The 19,746-nt window shown below is 60.3% G+C and carries 21 protein-coding genes; 11 read left to right on the forward strand and 10 right to left on the reverse strand.

From position 1 onward, the window contains the following. Positions 1-192 precede the first annotated feature (192 nt). Positions 193-618 (reverse strand): DUF5330 domain-containing protein, encoded by a 426-nt coding sequence (locus tag AB4Z23_RS04050; RefSeq protein ID WP_025592804.1) that lies wholly within the window; start codon positions 616-618, stop codon positions 193-195. 485 nt (positions 619-1,103) lie between these two features. Here AB4Z23_RS04050 and AB4Z23_RS04055 point away from each other — a divergent pair, with 485 nt between their 5' ends. The 3 genes from AB4Z23_RS04055 to AB4Z23_RS04065 all read left to right on the forward strand — a co-directional run bounded on the left by AB4Z23_RS04055 (position 1,104) and on the right by AB4Z23_RS04065 (position 3,995). Further along, positions 1,104-2,633 carry a sensor histidine kinase gene (locus AB4Z23_RS04055; RefSeq protein WP_421477950.1) on the forward strand — a complete coding sequence of 510 codons (1,530 nt, stop codon included), beginning with the start codon at positions 1,104-1,106 and terminating at the stop codon, positions 2,631-2,633. Further along, positions 2,605-3,528, forward strand: a complete 924-nt coding sequence (locus tag AB4Z23_RS04060) for a peptidoglycan-binding domain-containing protein (protein ID WP_013635711.1) — start codon at positions 2,605-2,607, stop codon at positions 3,526-3,528. The genes AB4Z23_RS04055 and AB4Z23_RS04060 overlap by 29 nt, the downstream gene beginning before the upstream one ends. A gap of 113 nt (positions 3,529-3,641) precedes the next feature. Further along, positions 3,642-3,995 (forward strand): DUF1491 family protein, encoded by a 354-nt coding sequence (locus tag AB4Z23_RS04065; protein WP_013635712.1) that lies wholly within the window; start codon positions 3,642-3,644, stop codon positions 3,993-3,995. A gap of 58 nt (positions 3,996-4,053) precedes the next feature. Here the strand turns inward: AB4Z23_RS04065 and AB4Z23_RS04070 are convergent, their stop codons facing one another. Further along, positions 4,054-4,962: a DUF2336 domain-containing protein gene (locus tag AB4Z23_RS04070; RefSeq protein WP_003512047.1), complete on the reverse strand. Its 909-nt coding sequence runs from the start codon at positions 4,960-4,962 to the stop codon at positions 4,054-4,056. Between the two features lie 555 nt (positions 4,963-5,517). On the opposite strand from AB4Z23_RS04070, the gene AB4Z23_RS04075 reads away from it, so the two are divergent. After that, the gene (locus AB4Z23_RS04075; protein ID WP_013635714.1) at positions 5,518-5,706 is read left to right on the forward strand and encodes a hypothetical protein; all 189 of its coding nucleotides are present in this window, start codon (positions 5,518-5,520) and stop codon (positions 5,704-5,706) included. Between the two features lie 20 nt (positions 5,707-5,726). On the opposite strand, the gene AB4Z23_RS04080 is transcribed toward AB4Z23_RS04075, so the two are convergent. Both AB4Z23_RS04080 and AB4Z23_RS04085 read right to left on the reverse strand, forming a co-directional pair. Continuing rightward, on the reverse strand, positions 5,727-6,275 hold the full coding sequence (locus AB4Z23_RS04080; RefSeq protein WP_013635715.1) for a DUF1254 domain-containing protein: 549 nt from the start codon (positions 6,273-6,275) through the stop codon (positions 5,727-5,729). Next, on the reverse strand, positions 6,268-6,855 hold the full coding sequence (locus AB4Z23_RS04085) for a DUF1214 domain-containing protein (protein WP_003512054.1): 588 nt from the start codon (positions 6,853-6,855) through the stop codon (positions 6,268-6,270). Before AB4Z23_RS04085 ends, AB4Z23_RS04080 begins: the two co-directional genes overlap by 8 nt. A 108-nt stretch (positions 6,856-6,963) precedes the next feature. Between AB4Z23_RS04085 and AB4Z23_RS04090 the strand changes: the two genes are divergently transcribed. Then, positions 6,964-8,352 carry a M20 family metallopeptidase gene (locus AB4Z23_RS04090; protein ID WP_421415545.1) on the forward strand — a complete coding sequence of 463 codons (1,389 nt, stop codon included), beginning with the start codon at positions 6,964-6,966 and terminating at the stop codon, positions 8,350-8,352. Here the strand turns inward: AB4Z23_RS04090 and AB4Z23_RS04095 are convergent. After that, the gene (locus AB4Z23_RS04095) at positions 8,349-8,957 is read right to left on the reverse strand and encodes a LysE/ArgO family amino acid transporter (protein WP_003512058.1); all 609 of its coding nucleotides are present in this window, start codon (positions 8,955-8,957) and stop codon (positions 8,349-8,351) included. The two genes, AB4Z23_RS04090 and AB4Z23_RS04095, sit on opposite strands and share 4 nt — an antisense overlap. Positions 8,958-9,254: 297 nt before the next feature. Here AB4Z23_RS04095 and AB4Z23_RS04100 point away from each other — a divergent pair, with 297 nt between their 5' ends. Further along, entirely contained in the window at positions 9,255-10,154 is a 900-nt protein-coding gene (locus tag AB4Z23_RS04100; RefSeq protein ID WP_421415547.1) for a LysR family transcriptional regulator ArgP, read from the forward strand. A 6-nt stretch (positions 10,155-10,160) separates the two neighbouring features. Here AB4Z23_RS04100 and AB4Z23_RS04105 read toward each other — a convergent pair whose 3' ends face one another. Further along, complete coding sequence (locus tag AB4Z23_RS04105) at positions 10,161-10,619, reverse strand: VOC family protein (RefSeq protein ID WP_421415549.1); 459 nt, start codon at positions 10,617-10,619, stop codon at positions 10,161-10,163. A gap of 180 nt (positions 10,620-10,799) precedes the next feature. Next, complete coding sequence (locus AB4Z23_RS04110; protein ID WP_013635720.1) at positions 10,800-12,995, reverse strand: transglycosylase domain-containing protein; 2,196 nt, start codon at positions 12,993-12,995, stop codon at positions 10,800-10,802. 255 nt (positions 12,996-13,250) lie between these two features. Between AB4Z23_RS04110 and AB4Z23_RS04115 the strand changes: the two genes are divergently transcribed. The 4 genes from AB4Z23_RS04115 to cueR all read left to right on the forward strand — a co-directional run bounded on the left by AB4Z23_RS04115 (position 13,251) and on the right by cueR (position 15,910). Next, on the forward strand, positions 13,251-13,730 hold the full coding sequence (locus tag AB4Z23_RS04115) for a YcgN family cysteine cluster protein (RefSeq protein WP_019564095.1): 480 nt from the start codon (positions 13,251-13,253) through the stop codon (positions 13,728-13,730). A gap of 150 nt (positions 13,731-13,880) precedes the next feature. After that, entirely contained in the window at positions 13,881-14,702 is an 822-nt protein-coding gene (blaOXA, locus tag AB4Z23_RS04120; protein ID WP_003512067.1) for a class D beta-lactamase, read from the forward strand. 34 nt (positions 14,703-14,736) lie between these two features. After that, the gene (locus AB4Z23_RS04125) at positions 14,737-15,345 is read left to right on the forward strand and encodes a class I SAM-dependent DNA methyltransferase (protein ID WP_421477951.1); all 609 of its coding nucleotides are present in this window, start codon (positions 14,737-14,739) and stop codon (positions 15,343-15,345) included. A gap of 139 nt (positions 15,346-15,484) precedes the next feature. Beyond that, positions 15,485-15,910 (forward strand): Cu(I)-responsive transcriptional regulator, encoded by a 426-nt coding sequence (cueR, locus tag AB4Z23_RS04130; RefSeq protein WP_003512071.1) that lies wholly within the window; start codon positions 15,485-15,487, stop codon positions 15,908-15,910. 28 nt (positions 15,911-15,938) lie between these two features. On the opposite strand, the gene AB4Z23_RS04135 is transcribed toward cueR, so the two are convergent. Next, positions 15,939-16,187, reverse strand: a complete 249-nt coding sequence (locus AB4Z23_RS04135) for a hypothetical protein (RefSeq protein WP_003512073.1) — start codon at positions 16,185-16,187, stop codon at positions 15,939-15,941. A gap of 175 nt (positions 16,188-16,362) precedes the next feature. Between AB4Z23_RS04135 and AB4Z23_RS04140 the strand changes: the two genes are divergently transcribed. Beyond that, positions 16,363-17,751 carry an MFS transporter gene (locus AB4Z23_RS04140; protein WP_019564092.1) on the forward strand — a complete coding sequence of 463 codons (1,389 nt, stop codon included), beginning with the start codon at positions 16,363-16,365 and terminating at the stop codon, positions 17,749-17,751. 22 nt (positions 17,752-17,773) lie between these two features. Here the strand turns inward: AB4Z23_RS04140 and AB4Z23_RS04145 are convergent, their stop codons facing one another. Beyond that, positions 17,774-17,947 (reverse strand): hypothetical protein, encoded by a 174-nt coding sequence (locus AB4Z23_RS04145; RefSeq protein WP_003512077.1) that lies wholly within the window; start codon positions 17,945-17,947, stop codon positions 17,774-17,776. Positions 17,948-18,004: 57 nt separating this feature from the next. Continuing rightward, complete coding sequence (locus tag AB4Z23_RS04150) at positions 18,005-19,723, reverse strand: glycoside hydrolase family 32 protein (protein ID WP_111796163.1); 1,719 nt, start codon at positions 19,721-19,723, stop codon at positions 18,005-18,007. Positions 19,724-19,746: the final 23 nt, after the last annotated feature.

Consider the following 19,746-nt stretch of genomic DNA (forward strand, 5'->3'; position numbering starts at 1 on the left):
GCGCGCCGTACCGTTCGTTATTGCCATGCTTTGCTACGATATAGGGCAAGTGCGGACGGTTTTGAACCATGCGGACCATGAAAAAGCCCACGGAAACAGGTTTCCGTGGGCAAGTTTGGCAGGCAGTCACGCAGGCGGACATATCCGGCTGCAGAGAAGGGTCGGCGCGGCGTTAGGCGGCGGCGCAAAATATCAGGGGGTGGGGCGCTTCTGCGGCAGGGGAATGATGGTGCCGGTCTTCAGCATGTCGGCATTCCCAGGGAATTCGACGCTGATCGCCGGTGCTGCGGCCAGTTTTTCGCTCTCGCTGGCGAGTTCGGCTGCGGGTGCCGTTTTATCACCGGATGCAAGCTGCGCGTCGAGCAATTCATAGGCGACCTTGGCGCCTTCCTTTGCCCGTTCACCGAGCGCGTGGAAGGTTTCGGCGCCCTTGACGCAGACGTCGGGTTTTTCGATGCAGATGGCGCTGACATAACGATAGGCCTCACCGGCTGCCGAAACGGCGCTGGGAATATCGAATGCCGAAGGTTCCTTGGTCGGATCGTTGCTGCTGCCGAAATAGGACAGCGCGACCAGCACCAGCGAAAACCAGAATGTTCCTTTGATCAGAAACCACATTGTCAGACTACCCTGCCAGATGATCTTTGTTTTGAAGCCCCGCCCGTTTTGGGTCATCGGCCTTTGTCCCGTTTTTCGGGCTTGGAGAGAAGCTACAGGCGACCGGCGAACAGCCAATTGCAAAAAGCCGCGCAATTTAATTCAAATTGTATCTATTCTCCTCGCATCGGGACCGGCTCCAGCAATTCCGTCGCATTTTAACAGTCCATGTTAAGCATAATTGCGACAGATGCCGTCTGTTCCGGGCAAAAGTGCTCACCCGTGCCGCCACAAAGGTTAACGCGATGGCAAAAATAAAGCGAAATCCGTCGCTTACCCGTCATTAACCATGATTGGCAAAGCTTGGTTGAAATGCTCCGTAATGGGACTGCGGCGCATTTCGAGGCTGTTTGGTGCCGTTCTTTTTATCCATTCCTTAAGCCGCGGGCTTCTATTGTCGGAGCCGTTAGATCCGTCTCAGGGATTCAGGTTTGGTATTGCGTAATATGAGAAAAAAAGCGGTCGCATTGGTCGACCATGCCGCAGGCAGATGGCTTGCGCGTATGGAGGAGGACGCCGAAAGGCGCGCCGGCACCGTTGCGCGCCTGCGCCGCCTGTTTGCCTTCAGCGCCGTCGGCTTCCTGGTCGTTCCCGCCCTGTTCAGCCTCGTCTTCAGCCCCGCCATCGCGCTGCCCATCGGCGCCGCTCTGGTGCTGGCGCTCTATCTGGCCGCAGCCGCCCTGTTGATCGCCTTTTCGCGTCCTGCCCGTGGCGCAGCGTCCCTGTCCGCTCAAGCCGGCGACGATGACCTCGTTGCGGCATCGCAGTTGCCCGGCCTCGTACTCACCATCAATGAAAACGGCCTCGTCGAGCGCGTCTCCGGCCGCGACCTTGAAACGTTTCCAGCCGATCTTCAGGCCTGCAAGGGCCATGTCTTTGCCGAATATGTCTATGTTTCTGATCGCATCGAGCTGATGCAGGCTTTCGACCTTCTGCGGCAGGGCGAGGAAAAGTCCAGCGTGGAACTGCGGTTCGAAACCGGTGCGAAATCGCGCCATGCGCAGTTCATTCACGCGCGTATGGAAATGACGGCGATCCGCAATGCGGCCGGCAGGCTGCGCCGCGTCGTCGCCCAGCTCTCCGACGTCACCGAGATGGAGCTTCTGCGCCGCGATGTCGCCCGCAAGGCGGCAGAGGCGGAATCGGCCAACGACGCCAAGTCGCGGTTCCTCGCTGCCGTCAGCCACGAGCTGCGCACCCCGCTCAACGCCGTCCTCGGCTTTTCCGACATTCTGGCGGGCGAATATTTCGGCCGGCTGGAAAACGACCGCCAGCGGGAATATGTCGGCTTGATCCGCCAGTCCGGCGCGCATCTCCTGTCGGTGGTCAACACCATGCTGGATATGAGCAAGCTGGAAGCAGGCCGTTACGAGCTGATGATGGAAAGCTTCCCGATCGGCGAAACCATCTCGTCCTGCGAGGCCATGCTCGGCTTGCAGGCGAAGGAAAAAGGTCTGACATTGACCAGCCGCATCCAGCGCGGTATCGGCGAAATCTCCGCCGACCAGCGCGCCATCCGCCAGGTTCTCATCAATCTGGCCGGTAACGCCATCAAGTTCACCGATGCCGGCGGTGTAGTGTCGATCGATGCTGCGCGTGAAGGCAGGATGCTGAAACTGACGGTCAGCGATACCGGCATCGGCATCGCATCCGACAAGATTGAACTCCTGGGCCAGCCTTTCATGCAGGTCCAGAATGAATATACCCGTCGCTATGAGGGCACGGGTCTGGGATTGTCCCTGGTCAAGGGTCTGGTAGCACTGCATGGCGGCACTTTCGCCATCACCAGCCAGCCCGGCGCGGGGACGGTCGTAACGATCATGTTGCCTGCTGACGGTTCCGGCATGGCAGGTGGCGAAAACGCTGAAACCGAATGCATGGTGGAGTTTCCGCCGCGCATCAAACGGCTCGGCGAAATGGCCGTGATTATGAGGAAGGATGGTGACGATGGCCCCGCGAAAGCGAAAATCGCCTAAGAAAACAACGGCCCAGATTGGCGCCGGGATTGTTTCCTTGGTGGTTTCGGCCATCGGGCGCGAACTCCTGCGCCGTCCCAAACTGGTGGGCGGCTCAGGCGCCTTCGTGGTCGTCTTCGGTTTTGTCGCCGCCAACGCGCTCTGGTACCAGCCGGGCGTTCATCCGTCTCCTTTCCTGCGTACCCGCGATGCGGCAAACCCGAACGGCATTGCCGGTTATCGCGCGGCAGAGCCGCTCGGCACGCAGGGTCATGTCACGACCTTCCGCATAGAACGCCCCAGCGAAACCGAAACCGCACAGCAACCGGCGGCCGCAACGGCGACGCCTGCGACATCGGTTGCGGCGGAAAACCAGAAGCCGCAGCAGATCGTTGCCGATATTCAGGCCGAACTTAAAAAACGCGGGCTTTACGAAGGCGAGGCGGACGGCAAGATGGGACCGCGCACGGCTGCTGCCATCATGTTCTTCGAAGAAACGCTTGGCATGGAACAGACCGGCGAACCGACGACACGGGTGCTGGCGGCGCTCAGGATCGACGGCGCAACCGTCGCCGCAATCCCGAAGGATCGGCCTTCCGACGCCAACACTGGCGGCGGCGTTGAGATCGACCCGGTCGCGGCCGCAATCCGTAAGGCTGAAGCGCCTCGTCCCAAGGCCGAACCGGTCTCCTTGAACAGCGCTGCCGCCGCTTCAAAGCCGGTGAGCCGCGATCTGATTGCAAAGATCCAGCAGGGACTGATCAATATCGCCTATGCCGATGTGAAAGTGGACGGTGTGGCCGGCGAGCAGACCCGCAACGCCATCCGCCATTTCGAAAAACACTACCGCCTGCCGGAGACTGGTGAACCGAGCGAAGCCGTGCTGAAGAAGCTGAAATCGATCGGGGCGCTTTAGGGCACTGGGTCTCAATTCTCCCCATTCCTGTGACAAGCGCAGGAACGAGGAAAGAAGAGAGCGTAACAACACGGACAGGCAGCGGCCTGCCGCCTCCATCGAAAGCACCCCCAATGCGCCTCAAATCCGAAATCTTCGTATCAGCCCTTATCCGCCGCGTGTTTTCCGCTGGTGGCTTTGCCGCTGTCGAAAAGAAGGGTGCGGAAGAGGCCGGTGCGATCTTCATCCGCCAGCGCCTTCGTGATGGCCGCGAAAACCTCTATGGACCCGCGCCGCAGAGTTTTGCCGAGGACGAGCAAGTCCGGGCCGAACGCCGTTTCGAGACGCGTCTTGCAGGTGTGGAGGGGGAGGAAAGTACTGCTCTTCTCGAAAGGGAGCGGCGCTTCGACAGCGATCTGTGGGTCGTCGAGATCGAAACGGACGAGATCGGCACTCTCCTGACGCTGGTGGACCAACCGAAGATTTAAAGCGTGCAGCAGCTTTGCGCCCGGAATTGCTCCGGGCGAGGGGTGGCCGCCTTAACCCTCACGTCCCCGTTCTGTGAATGACAGGTGCGCTGTGGTTCGGTCGTTCGCGGCCGTGGGTGTAGCTGTCGGCGCGCCGCCAGCTTTCCACCCGCTCTTCGCATTCAATGATTTCGAGGCGGTCGAGCATGGCCTCGGCGCGGCTCATGTCGCCTTCGGCGGCGGCAAGATGCGGATAGAAGCATTGCAATATGAAGGCGGCTTCGGAAAATTCCATGCCGAGCCCGATGAGGGTGGTGGCGAGCTGCGTGCCTGATATGTCGAGCATGATGCGCTCCGACAGCCAGTAGCTGGACGACAGCGAATCCGCCAGCGTCACGGCAAACTGCCGCGCATCACGCTCGCGCGCGAACCGCACGAGCAGCGCTTCCTGCACGTCACTCAGGCGGCGCAGGCCAAGAACGTCGCTTTCCGGGCGGCTGAGCTGATGCGCCATCCGTTTGATGCGCTGGCGCATTTCCTCTTCCACGGCGGTGGATTTGATCTGGGCGTCTGCCGGCTGCGCAATGGCGGGCTCCGGCATGGCGGGAGGCGTCGCGTCATCGGGTCGCTTCAGGTCTTCCATGTGCCGCAGGCCGACTAGCGCGTCGATGACGGTCGGCGACAGGTCCTCGCGCCGCACGATGGCGCGCGCATGGGCGGCCCCTTGCGTGCGGGCAATGGTGATCAGCGTGTCGTCATCAAGGCACTTCGACGAAATCAGGAAGGGGGCGGCAATGGAAATCGGCTGGCAGGCGATGAAGAAGGCAACCGCCGAAGGCACGTTTGGATGCTGGGAAAGCGCTGCAATGGCTTCCCGCTTGGCCTCTTCGGTGGAAGCGTTGAAAAGCGGCATGAAAAGCTCGGCAAACTGCCGAAGGTCCGTTTTTGACGGATGGGGAACAGTCTCAAAATTCGTGACAGTGGCCATTAGCACCACATCTTTCTTCCTCACGGCTCTTGGCCTCTCAAGTTCTCGAAACCGGTCGGTCAACGCACTACCCAACAAAAACGCAAACACAATATCGGTTCAAATTAGAGCAAATCCGTTGACACCCTGTTAACTATGGGGGGTGGCAAGCGTTATTGTGCGTTTATCAACAAGGAAATTTTAAAACCTTCGTGACGGACAAAACGTCATGGAACCTTGCCGTCTCGCCTTTGTTTTCAACGGGTGCAGCTTTATGAAGGATAAGTTGGCGCCCGGCGATTAGGGTTAACGGATCATTAACCTCTGTCTGTTTCTAATTTCATGGGCAGTATTAGGATTCCATGTTATTCTGATTGATAGAATAATTTCGAAAATGGCATGCCGAAGCCTTGATATGCGCACGACACCTTGCAAAATCGCCATCGATTTTTGGGTCGTGCGAAAACCAGTCTGTGGGCTGGATTATGCGCAATGTGATGGTGATGAAATTCCCGACGCAAGACGAGGCTTGCGCGGTTCCCATGGGCAACATTGACTCCCGAAGAGGAGACGAGCATGGCAGTTATTATTCCAATCGCCGAAGCCCGACGAAGCCTGCGCCCGGCCGGAATGTCCGGCAAGGTTATGGGCCCGGCAAAGGTCGTGCTGTTTACCGGCGTGCGTTATGAAAAACGCGATACGGAACCGGCTGGCAAGGATGCGCGCAAGCGCAAGCCCGCACCGGAAACCGCCTTCAAATCCTGATTACGCTTGGTTGACCGGCGCTATTTCCAGGGTGTCGGCTGGCATTTCGCCTCGTTCAGGAACCGTTCCGCTTCTTCCCCGAAGCTCGGCTGCGGCACCATGGTCCGCAACACCACATACCCTTCCGTCTGATCCGATTCCGCCAGAATGGCCTGTGAAAGCGATGGCGGCTGCGCCTTGCGAATGGCCGCGATCTGCACCGAATCCGCCACCAGAATATCCATCACCCCGCCTGCGGACGTGCGGTCGTTCATGCTGAACACCTCGTTCGACGCCTTGTCGTAAACCGCGACCGACCAGAAGGGCACCGCGCCGATGGCCGTCAGCCTGACGGGCTTTTCCTCGATATTGAAGGTGCAGACGGCAACCCGCATGAAGGGATCGCCGCTTCCCAGTGTCTTTTTCTCCGTCGTTTCTTCGAGAAGATGAAACTGATGCGGCTTACCTTCCGCCAAGGCGCGGGTATAGGCGTCGCGATTGCTGAAATGCGGTATCGCCAGAAGAATGACGACATGCAGCACGGCGGCGGCGACAAGGCCGGTGAGGATGGCGAGCAGGGTCCTAAGCATTGCCACACCCCAGCTTGCGGATTTGCGGCATGGCGATGTCGATAAGGCCGGAACTGCCGGCAACCGGCGTGTCGAGCAGCGTCATGACCAGCTTGAATGTCTGCCCCTGCGGCACGGCCAGCCAGTTATAGGTCTGGGCATCGGGTGCAATGGTGATGTCGATGCCGCCATCGGCGCTGCGCAACAGCGTGCGCGAATTGAGCGCAAACGGTCGTCCGGCATCTTCCGCCAGAACATTGCCCTGCTGGTCGGCGGTATAGAGCGTCCAGAACCGCGAGGGCGGCACGGCGCCCGCCAGCTGGTAACGGCATTCGCCGGTCAGGCGCTGGCCGTCGCTGTCGACGGAGGCGGTGAAGGCCAGCCCCTCGGCCGTTCCATAAAGTAGCTTGCCGGCATCGGCGCGGTGCGACTTGGCGTAGGGATCGGCCTCGATCGTCTGCGCTTCCGGAAAGGCATCCCATGAGCCGATGCGGATCGAGCCGAAGCCGGATGTCGCCTCAAGTGCTGCCAGCGTCGCGGCAATGCCGCCGCCAAAGGCGATCAATAGGGCGATGCCGACAAGGAATGGAACTCGAAACACGCTGTTTTCCCGTTTTTGAACAGGTCGAGGACTATCACTGATTCCCTGTTTGGAAAATGGTACGCCTTGTTTAGTCTTGATGGAAATGACCAGAAGAGGGATTCCACCATGTCGCGACAAGCCGCCATCGACCACGCCACCCGCTTTTTCGACGATGGCAGGTTCGAGCAGGACTTGGCGCGGCGCGTTTCGCTGCGCACCGAAAGCCAGGATGAGGCGCGCGGTGCCGAGCTGGCGCTCTATCTGGAGCGCGAAATGCAGCCCGCTTTCACCGCCATGGGGTTTTCCTGCACGATCCTGCGCGACCCGGCGGCGGATTTGCCGTTTCTGATCGCCGAACGTTTCGAGGGTGAAAATCTGCCGACCGTGCTGGGTTATGGCCACGGCGATGTGGTGCGTGGTCTTGATGACGGCTGGGCAGAAGGCCTTTCGCCTTTCGTGATGTCCGAGCGCAATGGCAGGTGGTACGGGCGCGGCACCGCCGACAACAAGGGGCAGCATTCGGTCAACATGGCGGCGCTGAAAGCGGTGCTGGAGACGCGTGGAAGACTTGGGTTCAACGCCAAATATCTGATCGAGATGGGCGAGGAGAGGGGTTCTCCCGGCTTGAGGGAAGTTTGCCGGGACTATAGCGAGCGGCTGAAAGCCGATCTTCTGATCGCCTCCGACGGCCCGCGCCTGAATGCGGAGCGGCCGACCGTTTTTCTCGGTGCGCGCGGCGGCATTACCTTCGATCTGGTGATCGAGGCGCGGGAAGGCGGCCATCATTCCGGCAATTGGGGCGGGGCGCTGTCCAACCCCGGCGTCCAGCTGGCGCATGCCATGGCAAGCCTCGTTGGCCCATCCGGGCAGATCCGCGTGCCCGAACTGGTGCCCGAAGAACTGCCGCAGGCCGTGCGTGACGCGCTTGCCGATTGCGAGATCGATGGCGGCCCGGATGGTCCGAAAATCGATCCTGACTGGGGCGAGCCCGGCCTTTCCACCGCCGAGCGTGTGTTCGGCTGGTGTGCGCTGGAGGTGCTGGCCTTCGAGACCGGTAGTCCGCGCGCGCCGGTCAATGCCATTCCGCCACGGGCATGGGCGCGGCTGCAATTACGCTTCGTTGTCGGCATCGATCCGGAAGCGGTGCTGCCCGCCATCCGCCGCCATCTCGACCGGCAGGGGTTCAGCATGGTTCGGATCGTACCCGCCGGCGACGAGATTTTCCGCGCCACGCGGCTCGATCCGCAGGACCCATGGGTCGGCTTCACGCTGAGTTCCATGGCCCGCACGACGGGCAAGAAACCGGCACTTCTTCCCAATCTGGGTGGCTCGCTGCCCAACGATATCTTTGCCGATATACTGAAACTGCGCACCATCTGGGTACCGCATTCTTATCCCGGCTGCTCGCAGCATGCGCCGAACGAACATCTGCCGAAAGAGATTGCCCGCGAGGCGCTTGCCATCATGGCCGGGCTTTACTGGGACCTCGGAGAGGGAGATACCCCTCCGCTTTAAGCGCCCATGACCAGCTTGAAGGCGATGGCCCACATGGTGAAGGCGATAACCCCTTCGAGGATGCGCCAGGCGGACGGCTTTTCGAAGATCGGGCGCAGCCAGCGCGCGCCGTAACCCAGCGAAAAGAAGAACAGCAGGGAGCCGGTGGCGGCACCCGCCGCGAAGGTTTTTTCAAAGCCGGGAAATTGCGTGGAGATGGTGCCGAGCAACACGACGGTATCGAGATAGACATGTGGGTTGAGAAAGGTCAGCGCCAGGCAAATGGCAAGCGTCTGCCACAGGCTCGCCTCCCGCCTTTCCGCCACCGAAAGCACCTCCGACGAACGCAGGGCCGAATGTAGGCTTTTCGCGCCATACCAGATGAGAAACGCCGCACCGGCATACCGCATGATGGGATCGAGTGCCGGCATGACGGCGCTTATCCGCTGAAAACCGAAGACGCCGACGGTGATCAGCAGCGCATCGGAAATTGCGCAGGTGGCACAGACGGCAAAGACATGGGAGCGCGCCAGCCCCTGCTTTAGAACGAAAGCATTCTGCGCGCCGATGGCAACGATGAGGCTGAGACCCATCGTCAGGCCGGTGAAGAAGATTTGAATGTCCATGTGCTGGCTGCTGCCTTTTGTCTCTGCCTGTGCGGATGGATGATGCCACCGCTTCCAGACCGAGTGCTTTGATATTTCCCTCACATGGTTTAATCAAATTAAACAAACTCAGTTCAAGTAAGTAAAACTAATGACGGGCAAAAACTATACGACAGGGCGATTTCATGTTCGGGCACCTCTCCTCTTCCCTCATTCCTGTGACAAGGACAGGAATGAGGGAAGAGGCGAGTGCTACTGCTACTGCCCGGACGCTTCCCGCCAACCATGCCCATATCAATCTTTACAAGGAGGCCTGTGATGCTGGACTATCCTTCCATGCGCGCCGTGGCGCTCGTGGCCCAGACTGGCAGCTTTGAGAAGGCGGCACAGGTGCTGTGTGTCACGCCCTCGGCCGTTTCCCAGCGTATCAAGCAGCTGGAGGAGCGCCTCGGCGTGGTGCTGATAGTGCGCGGTAATCCTTGCGTGGCGACGGAAAAGGGCGAGTGGCTCTGCCGGCACATGGACCATGTCGGCATGCTGGAAACCGAACTGTTCCGGCAGCTTCCGGTTCTTTCGGAAGCGGGCGCGGCGGCAGAGCGTGTCACACTCAACATTGCCACCAATGCCGATAGTCTCGGCACATGGTTTCTCGACGCGGTTTCGAAATTCACCGGTGGCAGCGACTATCTCGTTAACATCGCGGTGGACGATCAGGACCATACGGTGGAATGGCTGCGCGGGGGCAGGGTGCTCGCCGCCGTCACCGCCCATGCCAAGCCTGTGCAGGGCTGCCGGGTCTTGGCTCTCGGTGTGCTCAGATATCACGCAACCGCCAGCCCGGCTTTCATGGCGCGCCATTTCTCCGATGGCGTCACGCCCGCCACGCTTGCCCGCGCGCCGGGGCTTACCTTCAACCAGAAGGACAGGCTACAGGCCAGCTGGATCAAAAAAGCGCTGGGTGAGGATATATCCTATCCCACCCACTGGCTGCCCTCGACCGACGGTTTCGTGAAGGCAAGTCTTGCCGGCATGGGCTGGGGCCTCAACCCGTTGCAGCTAGTGGCAGAGCACCTTCAGGCGGGGCGGCTTGTGGAAGTCGTTCCCGGCACGCCGCTCGATATCCCGCTTTACTGGCAGGTCAATCGGCTCGCCGCTGAACGACTCGGCACGCTCACCGCCCATGTGGTGGAAACAGCACGGGCGGCGCTTCTTTCCTGAGGCAGATCAAATAGTCTTCCATTCGCTCCAGCTCAACACGCGCGGAATCTGCGGTTTTGCTTCGCCGCCAAGAAACGCGATATATTCCAGCGAGTGGCCGTCGGGATCCTTGAAATAGACGCTGGCTGCCGGCATCCATGGAAAGACGACGGGCTCGTCGATCTCCTTTTCGCCGTCAAAACCGAGCGGCGTTACGCCGTTCCGGCGTAGATAGTCCGGTGCGGCGAGAAGCTGATCAAAATCGACGCTGAAGGCGATGTGCAGTCTCATATTGATGGGTGCGGACTGGATGGACCATAGGCCAAGCATCGAATGCCCACGTTCGCCGGTCCAGAAGAACGCCACATTCCGTTCAGGGAATCGTTGTGCCAGCTCCAGACCGACAACATTACGATAAAACTCAACCGAGCGTTCCAGGTTCGAAACCGTCAAATGCGTCTCGAACAATGCTTTTACTTTCACCATTTCCTGTCCTCAATTGCCTAGCGCTGCGCCTTTCGGGCATTCGCTTTCTTGCAATCGGACTGTGCAACCTCAACCATGATTGAGGTCAAGCGCCAAATGCGGATTTTTCTAAAGCCGAGTGCAGGCAGCAATCTGGAGGGAAAAACGCCTTCAGCATTATGAGCCAAGGTTGCCAAGCCGTCACCGCCGGGCCGCATCCCCCGGGCCATCCCGCAACGACGCATCCGCAACCTTTTGCGTCGTGACGGTCAAAGGCGCGGCTTCCTTCATCTTCTTGGCGATGGAACGGATGACGCGGGTTGCTTCGGCTGAGAGCGAGCGTGGGCGGGTGAGTGCCGGCATGGCGGGTGCAGCGGTGGCGGATGCGGCAGCGACCTGGGCCGAAGGCTGCGGGCGCGCGCCTGTCGGCAGCGGGTTCTGGATGCCGGGAATGGGGCGCAGCTCCATGCCTTGATGGGCGTAGTCCATAAGCCGCTTGAAGGTCATGGCGGGAAGCGCGCCGCCGGTCATGTTGTTCATCGGCGTGAAATCGTCGTTTCCGAACCAGACCGCCGTGGTGTAGTTGCCGGTGAAGCCCACATACCACGCGTCGCGGTAAGCCTGCGACGTGCCGGTCTTGCCGCCGGAAACGATGCCGTTTTCAAGCGCGCCGCGCCGGGCCGTTCCCATCACGGGAATGGTGACAAGCATCTGGTTCATCTTCGAATTGGCCTCTTCGGAAAGCACCCGCTTGGCGGGTTCCTCGTCACGGCCGAAATCGTAGAGAACCTTGCCCTCGTAATCCAGCACCTGCTCGATGCCGTGGCGGCGCGATTGCATGCCATCGGCCGGGAACACGGCATACGCCGTCGCCTGATCGAGAACCGTCAGTTCCGATGTGCCGAGCGGAATGGTCTTGTCGCTGCGCAGCGGCGTGGCGACGCCCATCGCCTTGGCGGTGTCGACGATCACCTGCGTGCCGAGGACGTCTTTGGCGAGACGCACCGGCACGGTGTTGTAGGATTTGGCAAGCGCCACCTGCAACGTCACCTTACCGGCGTAGGAGCGGCCATAATTCTGCGGCGACCAGCCGCGCCAGGTCACGGGCGCGTCGGAAATCAGCGTCTCCGGCTTCATGCCCTTTTCCATGGCGGCCGAGTAGGTATAGACCTTGAAGGAGGATCCCGGCTGGCGCAGCGCCGCCGTCGCGCGGTTGAACTGGCTTTCGCCGTAGTCACGCCCGCCGACCATGGCGCGCAACGCGCCGCCGTTCTCGATCATCACCATCGCGCCCTGCTTGACGCGGTAGCCCTCGCCATACTCGCGCAGCTCCATTTCCATCGCCTGCTCGGCTGCCTGTTGCAGCCCGGTATCGATGGTGGTGCGCACGACGACGGTATGGTCCTTGAACCTGCCCTGCGCCGCCAGCCGCTGTACCTCGTCAAACGCCCAGTCGAGGAAATAATCCGGGGCCTTCACATCGGCGCGGTCAATGACGGTAGCTGGATTGCGCCGCGCGCCGATCACCTGACCCTCGGTCATCAGCCCGCTCTGCACCAGGTTGGAAAGCACGGTGTTGGCGCGCGCACGTGCGGCTGGCAGGTTGACATGCGGTGCGTATTTGGCCGGCGCCTTGAACAGGCCGGCGAGAATGGCGGATTCGGCAAGCGTGACATCGGTCAGGTTCTTGCCGAAGTAAAATTGCGCCGCCGCTGCCGCCCCGAACGTGCCGCCGCCCATATAGGCGCGGTCGAGATAAAGGCTGAGGATTTCCTTCTTCGACATGTTGGCCTCGAGCCACAGCGCGAGGAAGGCTTCCTTGATCTTGCGCTCCAGCGAGCGCTCATTGGTAAGGAACAGGTTCTTGGCAAGCTGCTGCGTCAGCGTCGAGCCGCCCTGCACGACGCCGCCGGCGCGGGCATTCTCGCTCATGGCGCGTGCAAGGCCAATGAAATCGATGCCGAAATGGTCGAAGAAGCGCCTGTCTTCGGTGGCCAGAACCGCCTTGATGAAATGATCCGGCATCTGGTCGATCGGGACGGAATCCTCATGGATGATGCCGCGATGGCCGATGGTGTTGCCGTAACGGTCAAGGAAGGTCACGGCAAAATCACCGCGATAACGCCAGTCCTTCTTGGTCTCCTCAAAGGCGGGCATGGCAAGCGCCAGAAGCACGACACAGCCGGCCGTTCCGAAGGTCAGCGCGTCGCATGTCAGGTTGACGAGAAGCTTCTTCCAGCCGCGCACATGCAGTTTGCGCGAGGCAATGGTGACGTCTTCCCAGAAATCCACCAGCCTTGCCGCAGCCGTCCACAGGCCGGAGTCGATAAAGCTATCGATTCTCAGCAGGATGTGCCGCTTTTTGCGACCGTTTTTATCGTCTTTTTCTTCCTGCACCTGGCGATGTTTTCCTGTTCAACGCAACGCGGATTGTCGATGTTTCTGCGCTTCATCCAATTCCGGACGCAAAACCATGACATGGTTCTGCTGGAATTGCTTGACGCGGCGGCCTCTCGCGGGTCAATGACCCTTTGCCACTCGCCAAAATGCTAAAATATCGTACAAACCAGCCCTTGGCGATACGATATTAAGGATTAGGGATCGGTTAAACCTTGCCCTCCAAGAGATCAAAATGGAACGGAAATGTTAACGATGAATGACGCGCCGTTCTGGAAAACCAAATCACTGGAAGAGATGAGTGGCCAGGAATGGGAAAGCCTGTGCGACGGCTGCGGCCTGTGCTGTTTGAACAAGCTGGAAGATTGGGACACCGGCGAAGTGGTGTTCACGTCGGTCCGCTGTCAGCTGCTCGACGGTGAAAGCTGTCGGTGCTCCGACTATGAGAACCGCCGCGCCACCGTGCCGGACTGTATCCAGCTGGATTTGAAAAAGGTGCACGAAATCGGCTGGCTGCCGCCCACCTGCGCCTACGCGCTGGTACGCGATGGCAAGGATCTGTACTGGTGGCACTATCTCGTCTCCGGCGACGTGAACACGGTGCATCAGGCCGGGATTTCCGCGCGCGGCCGCACCGTCAACGAGCTGGACGTGGAGGTTGACGATTTCGAGGATTATGTGGTGGACTGGCCGCTCACAGTGGGTGAGACGGCGGGCGAAAAAGAGAATAGCTGACGGAAGTCGCCAATTTTCGTGTTGGTCCTATTCCTGCCCCATCGTTTTCTTAAGGCATGTTTCGGAAGAACGGCATGCCTGAAACAAGGGCCGCCGTTCATCCATTCCGGCATATGATCCGCAGAATGCGGACGAGGGACATCAAAACGCATGCGCTATCGGCTGCCCGCCATCGTTCTTTCGTGCATTGCCCTTCAGGGTATTCTGCCGCTTTCCGCCTCCGCCCAGCAATCGCAGGCTTTTGAATGCACGCTGGTCACCTCCATCGAGACCGGCGCTGTCATCAACCAGCAGGGCGCCTGCGATCAGCGCGTGGCGCCGGCCTCCACCTTCAAGGTGCCGTTGGCTCTGATCGGTTATGACGCCGGCATCCTGCTGGATGACAAGACCCCCGCATGGGACTGGAAACCCGGCACGGAGGCCCGCGCGCAGGACCGTAAGACGGTTGATCCGACCATATGGGAGCAGGATTCGGTGCTGTGGTATTCGCGCGAACTCACCCGCCGCCTCGGCCCGGAAAAATTCGCCGCCTATGTCAAACGTCTGGGTTACGGCAATGCCGATGTATCCGGTGAACCCGGCAAGAATAACGGTCTCACCCATTCCTGGCTCGGTGCTTCCCTGACCGTTTCCCCGGTCGAGCAGGTGGGCTTCATCCGCCGCCTTCTGGCCGGAAATCTGCCGGTTTCGCGCGACGCGCAGGCAAAGACGCGGGCGATCGTGCCGGTGTTCGATGCGCCGGAGAGCTGGAGCGTGCACGGCAAGACCGGCACGGGCTTCATGCGCGACGAAAAAGGCAACCCCGACCGAAGCCGCCCCTTCGGCTGGTTCGTTGGCTGGGCGGAGCGCGAAGGCCAGCACATCGTCTTCGCAAGGCTTCGCGTTGCCGACAAGCCGTCGAGTGAACCGCTCGGCCCCGCAGTGCGCGACGCCTTCCTGCGCGATATTGCCCGGCTGGCGGTGCACAGATGATTACACAGCCGGCCAGCCCCAAGGAAAAGCGGACATGGCGGATGCCTCCAACGATGTGATCAAGCTCTACACCGACCATGGGGTTGATTTCGACAGGCTGCGCGGTCGCTCCCTCGCCGAAAAACCCTGGCTGGATCGGTTCACGTCGCTTTTGCCGCAGGGCGGATCCATCCTCGATATCGGCTGCGGTTCAGGCGAGCCGATTGCCGGCTACTTCATCGGCAACGGATATGACGTGACCGGCATCGATACGTCATATCCCCTGATAGAAATTTGCCGCACCAGATTTCCGGAAAAGCGCTGGGTGGTCGCCGATATGCGTGAACTCGTGTTGAGTTGCCGCTTCGACGGGTTGATTGCCTGGCATAGTTTTTTCCATCTGAAGGCCGACGATCAGCGCCGCATGTTCGGTATTTTCCGGCAGCACGCCAATGACGGCGCCGCACTGATGTTCACGGCCGGGCCGGGAAACGGGGAAGCGACGGGGACCCTTCAGGGAAAGCCGCTTTACCATGCCAGCCTCGCTCGCGAAGAATATGAAAGCCTGCTTGCCGCGCACGGGTTTCGACTTCTCGGCCACATCGTCAACGATCCCGATTGCGGTGGGGCGACGATTTATCTCGCCAGACGTGTGGCGGCGTAACCATCGAATTCAGAGCCCTGCCAGGCACTCACGATTGTGCGTGCGATAAAAAATGTCCTTATCCCTTGACCTTCCCATGATGGGAATCCTTACATAGTAGCCATAAACTGGCGAAAGTCGCCCCGAGGGAAGTGGCATTATGAATATCGGACAGGCTTCGGATGCATCCGGCGTTTCCGCCAAGATGATCCGTTATTACGAACAGATCGGCCTCATCACCCCCGCCGCCCGCACCGGCAACAACTACCGGGTCTATGGCGAGCAGGACGTGCATAATCTCCGCTTTATCAAGCGGGCGCGCACGCTTGGCTTCTCGCTGGAGGAGACCGAAACGCTCCTGAAACTCTGGCAGGACAAGAGCCGCGAGAGTTCGGCGGTGAAGGACATTGCGCTCGGCCATATCGCCGATCTCGAGCAGAAGATTGCCGAGATGAAGGGCATGGTGAAGACGCTGTCCCACCTTGCCCATTGCTGCGGCGGCGACCACCGGCCGGATTGCCCGATCCTCGATGATCTAGCGGCAGGCGTCGAAAAGGCCGCCCACAAGCCTGCGAAGGCCCACTGACGGCCGCATCCCGCCCCGCCGCCAGTCCCTAAACCTCGTCGAACGCACCGCCTTCGCGCGAGGGATTGCGGTCGATCACGCGCTCTTCCGCGTCATCGGGAAGGGCCTCGTCGCTTTCCTGATAAGGGTCGTCCTCGCTCTCGGCCTCTTCTTCCTCGATTTCATGTTCGATGGACTGCGGAATTTCTCCCTTTGCCGGAAGGGCGTCGATATCGAGATCGAGCAGTTCCTCGTCCATGGCGTCTTCGTTGAGAGGTGTGATTTTCTTGCGGTCCATGGTGGTATCCTTTCTGTCTGGTCATTGCGCAAACGACCGGGGAGGCAGAGGGTTCCTGATGCCTGCAAGTTCGCTCGAGCGGAATAGGTGAAAAGGCGCCTTGACCTCAATGGTGCTTGAGGTTCTAGTTTGCCCGCCGTATCGCAAGAATGGAAAGGATACGGCTTTGACGAGTATGGAAATGACGGAGAAAAATAGCTGGTCGGAATTGCTTGGTGGGGCGAACCTCTCGCTTCTGACCGTCATTTCCTCCGGTATCGGCCTGCATGCCTTCAACCAGTTTGCAGTAGTCACGGCCCTGCCGGTCGCGGTGCGCGAGATTGGCGGCGCGGCCTTCTATAGCTGGGCCTACAGCCTCTATTTCGTCGGTTCCGTGGCAGGCGGTGTCACCGCCGTTCTGTTTCGCGAGCGTTTTGGCGCACGCAGCGTTCTATTCCTGTGCTGCCTTATCTTTTCCTTCGGCTCCGTCATGTCGGCACTCGCCGACAGCTTTTTATGGGTCGTCATCGGCCGGGCGTTGCAGGGACTTGCCGATGGCCTGATCGTGGCGGTGTGTTACAGCCTCATACCTGCCGGCTTTCGCTCGGCTCTACTGCCGAAGGTCTTTGCCATCGAGGCGGCCATCTGGGCGGTGGCGTCCTTCGTCGGGCCGCTCACCGGCGGGTTTGCCACGGAGCACATCTCCTGGCGCGCCACATTCCTGTTGTCTGCGCCGCTGATCGTGCTGCTGCTGGCCTATACGGCGATTGCGGTCTCGGCGGAACGGTCGGTCGCGACCTCGCGAAAGCCGATGGTGCCGCTGCTGCTTTGCCTCGTTGGCGCATTGGCTTTCTCCGCACCCTCCGCCTTTGAGGATGCCGGTCTGCGCATCATGTCGCTGCTGGTTGGTGCGGCACTGTTGTGGGCGTCGCTGAAGGCGGGCATCCGGCCTTCCACCGGCCTGTTCCCCAGGGATTCCTTCCGGTTGAAAACGGTACTTGGCAGCGGTTTCTGGGTGCTGTTCCTGATGTCCTATGCCCATGCACTCGGCAGCGTCTATCTCGCTTATGTCGCCATCAATCTCTGGCACCATGAGCCGACCTTCGCCGGTTTTATCGTCGTGACGATGCCGCTTGCCTGGAGCTTCGTGGCAATGCTGATCGGCAGCCTGCGTTCGGGCCGCCTGCGGCAGCTTTGCCTGCATTACGGACCCTACCAGATGGTGCCGGGCTGTGCGCTGCTCGGGCTTGGGCTGGCGACGGGGAACTGGCCGGAAATGCTGATCGGGCAGATATTGATCGGTTCAGCTTTCGGCATGTCCTGGGCAGGCATCAGCCAGGCAGCCATGGAAGCCGCGCCGGAAGAGGAACGCAAGATGACGGGCGCGCTGCTGCCTACGGTCGCGACGCTGGGTGCCGCGGCCGGTGCGGGCGCAAGCGGCACCGTCGCTGCCGCGAGCGATCTCGTTCTGCAGATCGATCGTGCGGATGTGACGATGCCGATGCTCTATCTCTATGGGCTGGGTGTCATCGTCTCGCTTCTGGCGATCCTGACAACCCGCGGCTTGCGAAGCGGACAGCGCTGACGCCTCTGCGGCGTGTGTGCGGTTAAGACTGCGTGGTGGCGATGGTGATCGCCGCCAGATAAACCACGAAAGCCATGATCGCGACTGCGCCAATAATGATGACGACACCCTTGCCCGCGCGTTTTTTCTCGGTCTTGTTTTCGTTGGCTTCTGTCGGAAACAGGATGGGATCGCGGGAATCGCTGATTTTTGTCATGCCGTTTCTCCTTTGAGCGGTTGCTGCTTATCAACAGCAGATCCGCCAAAAGGTTCCTCACGGACGCAGCGCCCAGCTGGTGGCGTGCACTACAGCCCCCGGCGCTGCCTTGAGGAGCGCTGAACGCACGGGCTCGAAACCCTCTATGCGTTTTGTTCCCACATACCGGCCCCGGTTGGCGAACACTTCGATGGATCCGTAGTCCAGAAAGACGCGGATGTGCGAGGCCCTTGCCCCTCTGGCGATATAGTGCGGCGAGGGGCCATCGCGCCCGTCATCATGGCGGATCCACAGGCCCGTTTCATCGGCGATGAGGCCCAGTGTGACCACGGGATGATCGAGCACCAACTCGAACGGTGCGCCGGGCGAGGCAAGCTCGATCAGCATCTCCACCGCACCGTTGATGAAGGTGACGCGCTCCCCGGCCGCCAGCCGCGTGCGATCGACAATATGGCTTCGCAGGCTTTCCGCCGCACCGATTGGCGGGGTCAGTAGCTCGCCGTTCGAATAGTGGATCCGGCGCGGCAGCGTCATGGATGTCGGGAAATCGATCTCCGGATTGGCATCCGCCCAATTGGCGAGCCAGCCGATGCCGATGATGCTGTCGCCATCCAGAAACGCCTGGAAGGCGTAATTGTCGGTGCCGAAATCCAGCTCCTGCCCAAATTCCTTGGTGAAGACCTTGCCGTCGAACCAGCCGACATCGGCCATGGTCAGGTTCTTGCGGCCGGTTTCAGGGTCTTCTGAATGCATCAGCCCATAGACCAAAACCCAGCGCGTGGATCGGGCATTGGCCGGGCCGTCGAGCGGCAGAAGGCAGGGGCATTCAATGGCAGTGGTCTTGTAGCGCGTTTCCACCCAAAGCTTGCCCACATAGGTCCAGCCTGACGCCGCCGTCGGGTCCAGCGTCTCGTAAAGCAGGATGACGCCGCCACCGTCGCTCTGACTTCCGAGCAGCATTTTCCAAAGTCCATCCGGGCCGCGAAAGACGTAAGGATCGCGGAAGTCCGGCGTCAGCCCCTGTCCGTCCGGGCGATGGCCGAGAATGACTTCGGCCTGTCCGGCCATGATGAGATCGGAAGAAGTGGCGGTGAGCTGGATCTGTTGTTCGGGAATGCGATCCTGCACCTGCTCGGTGAAGAACACGCGGATGCCCGAACCTTCGACCAAAGGAATTGTCGAGCCGGAATAAGCGCCGCCGCGCTTGTCCGGCCGCGTTGTCAGGTCCTCTGAAGGGAAGAGGAAGATCGGCAGATGCCGCCAGCGCAGGTAATCGGAGGAAACCGCGTGGCCCCAATGCATGGTGTTCCAGCGCAGCCCGTGTGAATAATGCTGGTAGAACAGATGCGGCCGTCCTTCGAACCGGCCAAAGCCGTTCGGATCGTTCATCCAGCCGAAGGGCGGGCGGAAGTGATAGCTGTCAGGCAGTTCCGGTGCGGCATTGTCCGGCTTGGTATGGACGACGGTTATGCCGGTTTCCAGCACGTCGGCGGCGGTGAACCAGTAGATGACGGAAACGGCGGTCGTGACAGTATCGTAGCTCAGTTCCACATGGCCGCCGCCGAAGACCTGATAGATTCTAAATCCGAACTCTTCCGTGTTGAGGCTTGAAACCTCAGCGAATTTTCCATTCGCATTGGAAAAGGAGACGGCACCGGGTTCCGCCGGTTTTTTCGCCTTCAGCCATACATGGAAAGTGGCGTTAACAGGCAGATCGGTGTGCAGGATGCGGATTGCGCTTTCCGGCTCGGCGGCTACGGCTTCAACGACGGTCATTCCCGTTCCTTTCGTTGCGGCTA

The sequence above is a fragment of the Agrobacterium sp. MCAB5 genome (genome assembly GCF_052114365.1).
Classification (GTDB): Bacteria; Pseudomonadota; Alphaproteobacteria; order Rhizobiales; family Rhizobiaceae; genus Agrobacterium; species Agrobacterium tumefaciens.

Coding starts and splice junctions, on each gene's coding strand:
- AB4Z23_RS04140 (WP_019564092.1), top strand. CDS start 16,363: ATGGAAATGACGGAGAAAAATAGCTGGTCGGAATTGCTTGGTGGGGCG.
- AB4Z23_RS04095 (WP_003512058.1), bottom strand. CDS start 8,957: ATGGACATTCAAATCTTCTTCACCGGCCTGACGATGGGTCTCAGCCTC.
- AB4Z23_RS04090 (WP_421415545.1), top strand. CDS start 6,964: ATGTCGCGACAAGCCGCCATCGACCACGCCACCCGCTTTTTCGACGAT.
- AB4Z23_RS04075 (WP_013635714.1), top strand. CDS start 5,518: ATGGCAGTTATTATTCCAATCGCCGAAGCCCGACGAAGCCTGCGCCCG.
- AB4Z23_RS04050 (WP_025592804.1), bottom strand. CDS start 618: ATGTGGTTTCTGATCAAAGGAACATTCTGGTTTTCGCTGGTGCTGGTC.
- AB4Z23_RS04080 (WP_013635715.1), bottom strand. CDS start 6,275: ATGCTTAGGACCCTGCTCGCCATCCTCACCGGCCTTGTCGCCGCCGCC.
- AB4Z23_RS04065 (WP_013635712.1), top strand. CDS start 3,642: ATGCGCCTCAAATCCGAAATCTTCGTATCAGCCCTTATCCGCCGCGTG.
- blaOXA (WP_003512067.1), top strand. CDS start 13,881: ATGCGCTATCGGCTGCCCGCCATCGTTCTTTCGTGCATTGCCCTTCAG.
- AB4Z23_RS04055 (WP_421477950.1), top strand. CDS start 1,104: ATGAGAAAAAAAGCGGTCGCATTGGTCGACCATGCCGCAGGCAGATGG.
- AB4Z23_RS04115 (WP_019564095.1), top strand. CDS start 13,251: ATGAATGACGCGCCGTTCTGGAAAACCAAATCACTGGAAGAGATGAGT.
- AB4Z23_RS04105 (WP_421415549.1), bottom strand. CDS start 10,619: ATGGTGAAAGTAAAAGCATTGTTCGAGACGCATTTGACGGTTTCGAAC.
- AB4Z23_RS04060 (WP_013635711.1), top strand. CDS start 2,605: ATGGCCCCGCGAAAGCGAAAATCGCCTAAGAAAACAACGGCCCAGATT.
- AB4Z23_RS04070 (WP_003512047.1), bottom strand. CDS start 4,962: ATGGCCACTGTCACGAATTTTGAGACTGTTCCCCATCCGTCAAAAACG.
- AB4Z23_RS04150 (WP_111796163.1), bottom strand. CDS start 19,723: ATGACCGTCGTTGAAGCCGTAGCCGCCGAGCCGGAAAGCGCAATCCGC.
- AB4Z23_RS04100 (WP_421415547.1), top strand. CDS start 9,255: ATGCTGGACTATCCTTCCATGCGCGCCGTGGCGCTCGTGGCCCAGACT.
- AB4Z23_RS04145 (WP_003512077.1), bottom strand. CDS start 17,947: ATGACAAAAATCAGCGATTCCCGCGATCCCATCCTGTTTCCGACAGAA.
- AB4Z23_RS04135 (WP_003512073.1), bottom strand. CDS start 16,187: ATGGACCGCAAGAAAATCACACCTCTCAACGAAGACGCCATGGACGAG.
- cueR (WP_003512071.1), top strand. CDS start 15,485: ATGAATATCGGACAGGCTTCGGATGCATCCGGCGTTTCCGCCAAGATG.
- AB4Z23_RS04125 (WP_421477951.1), top strand. CDS start 14,737: ATGGCGGATGCCTCCAACGATGTGATCAAGCTCTACACCGACCATGGG.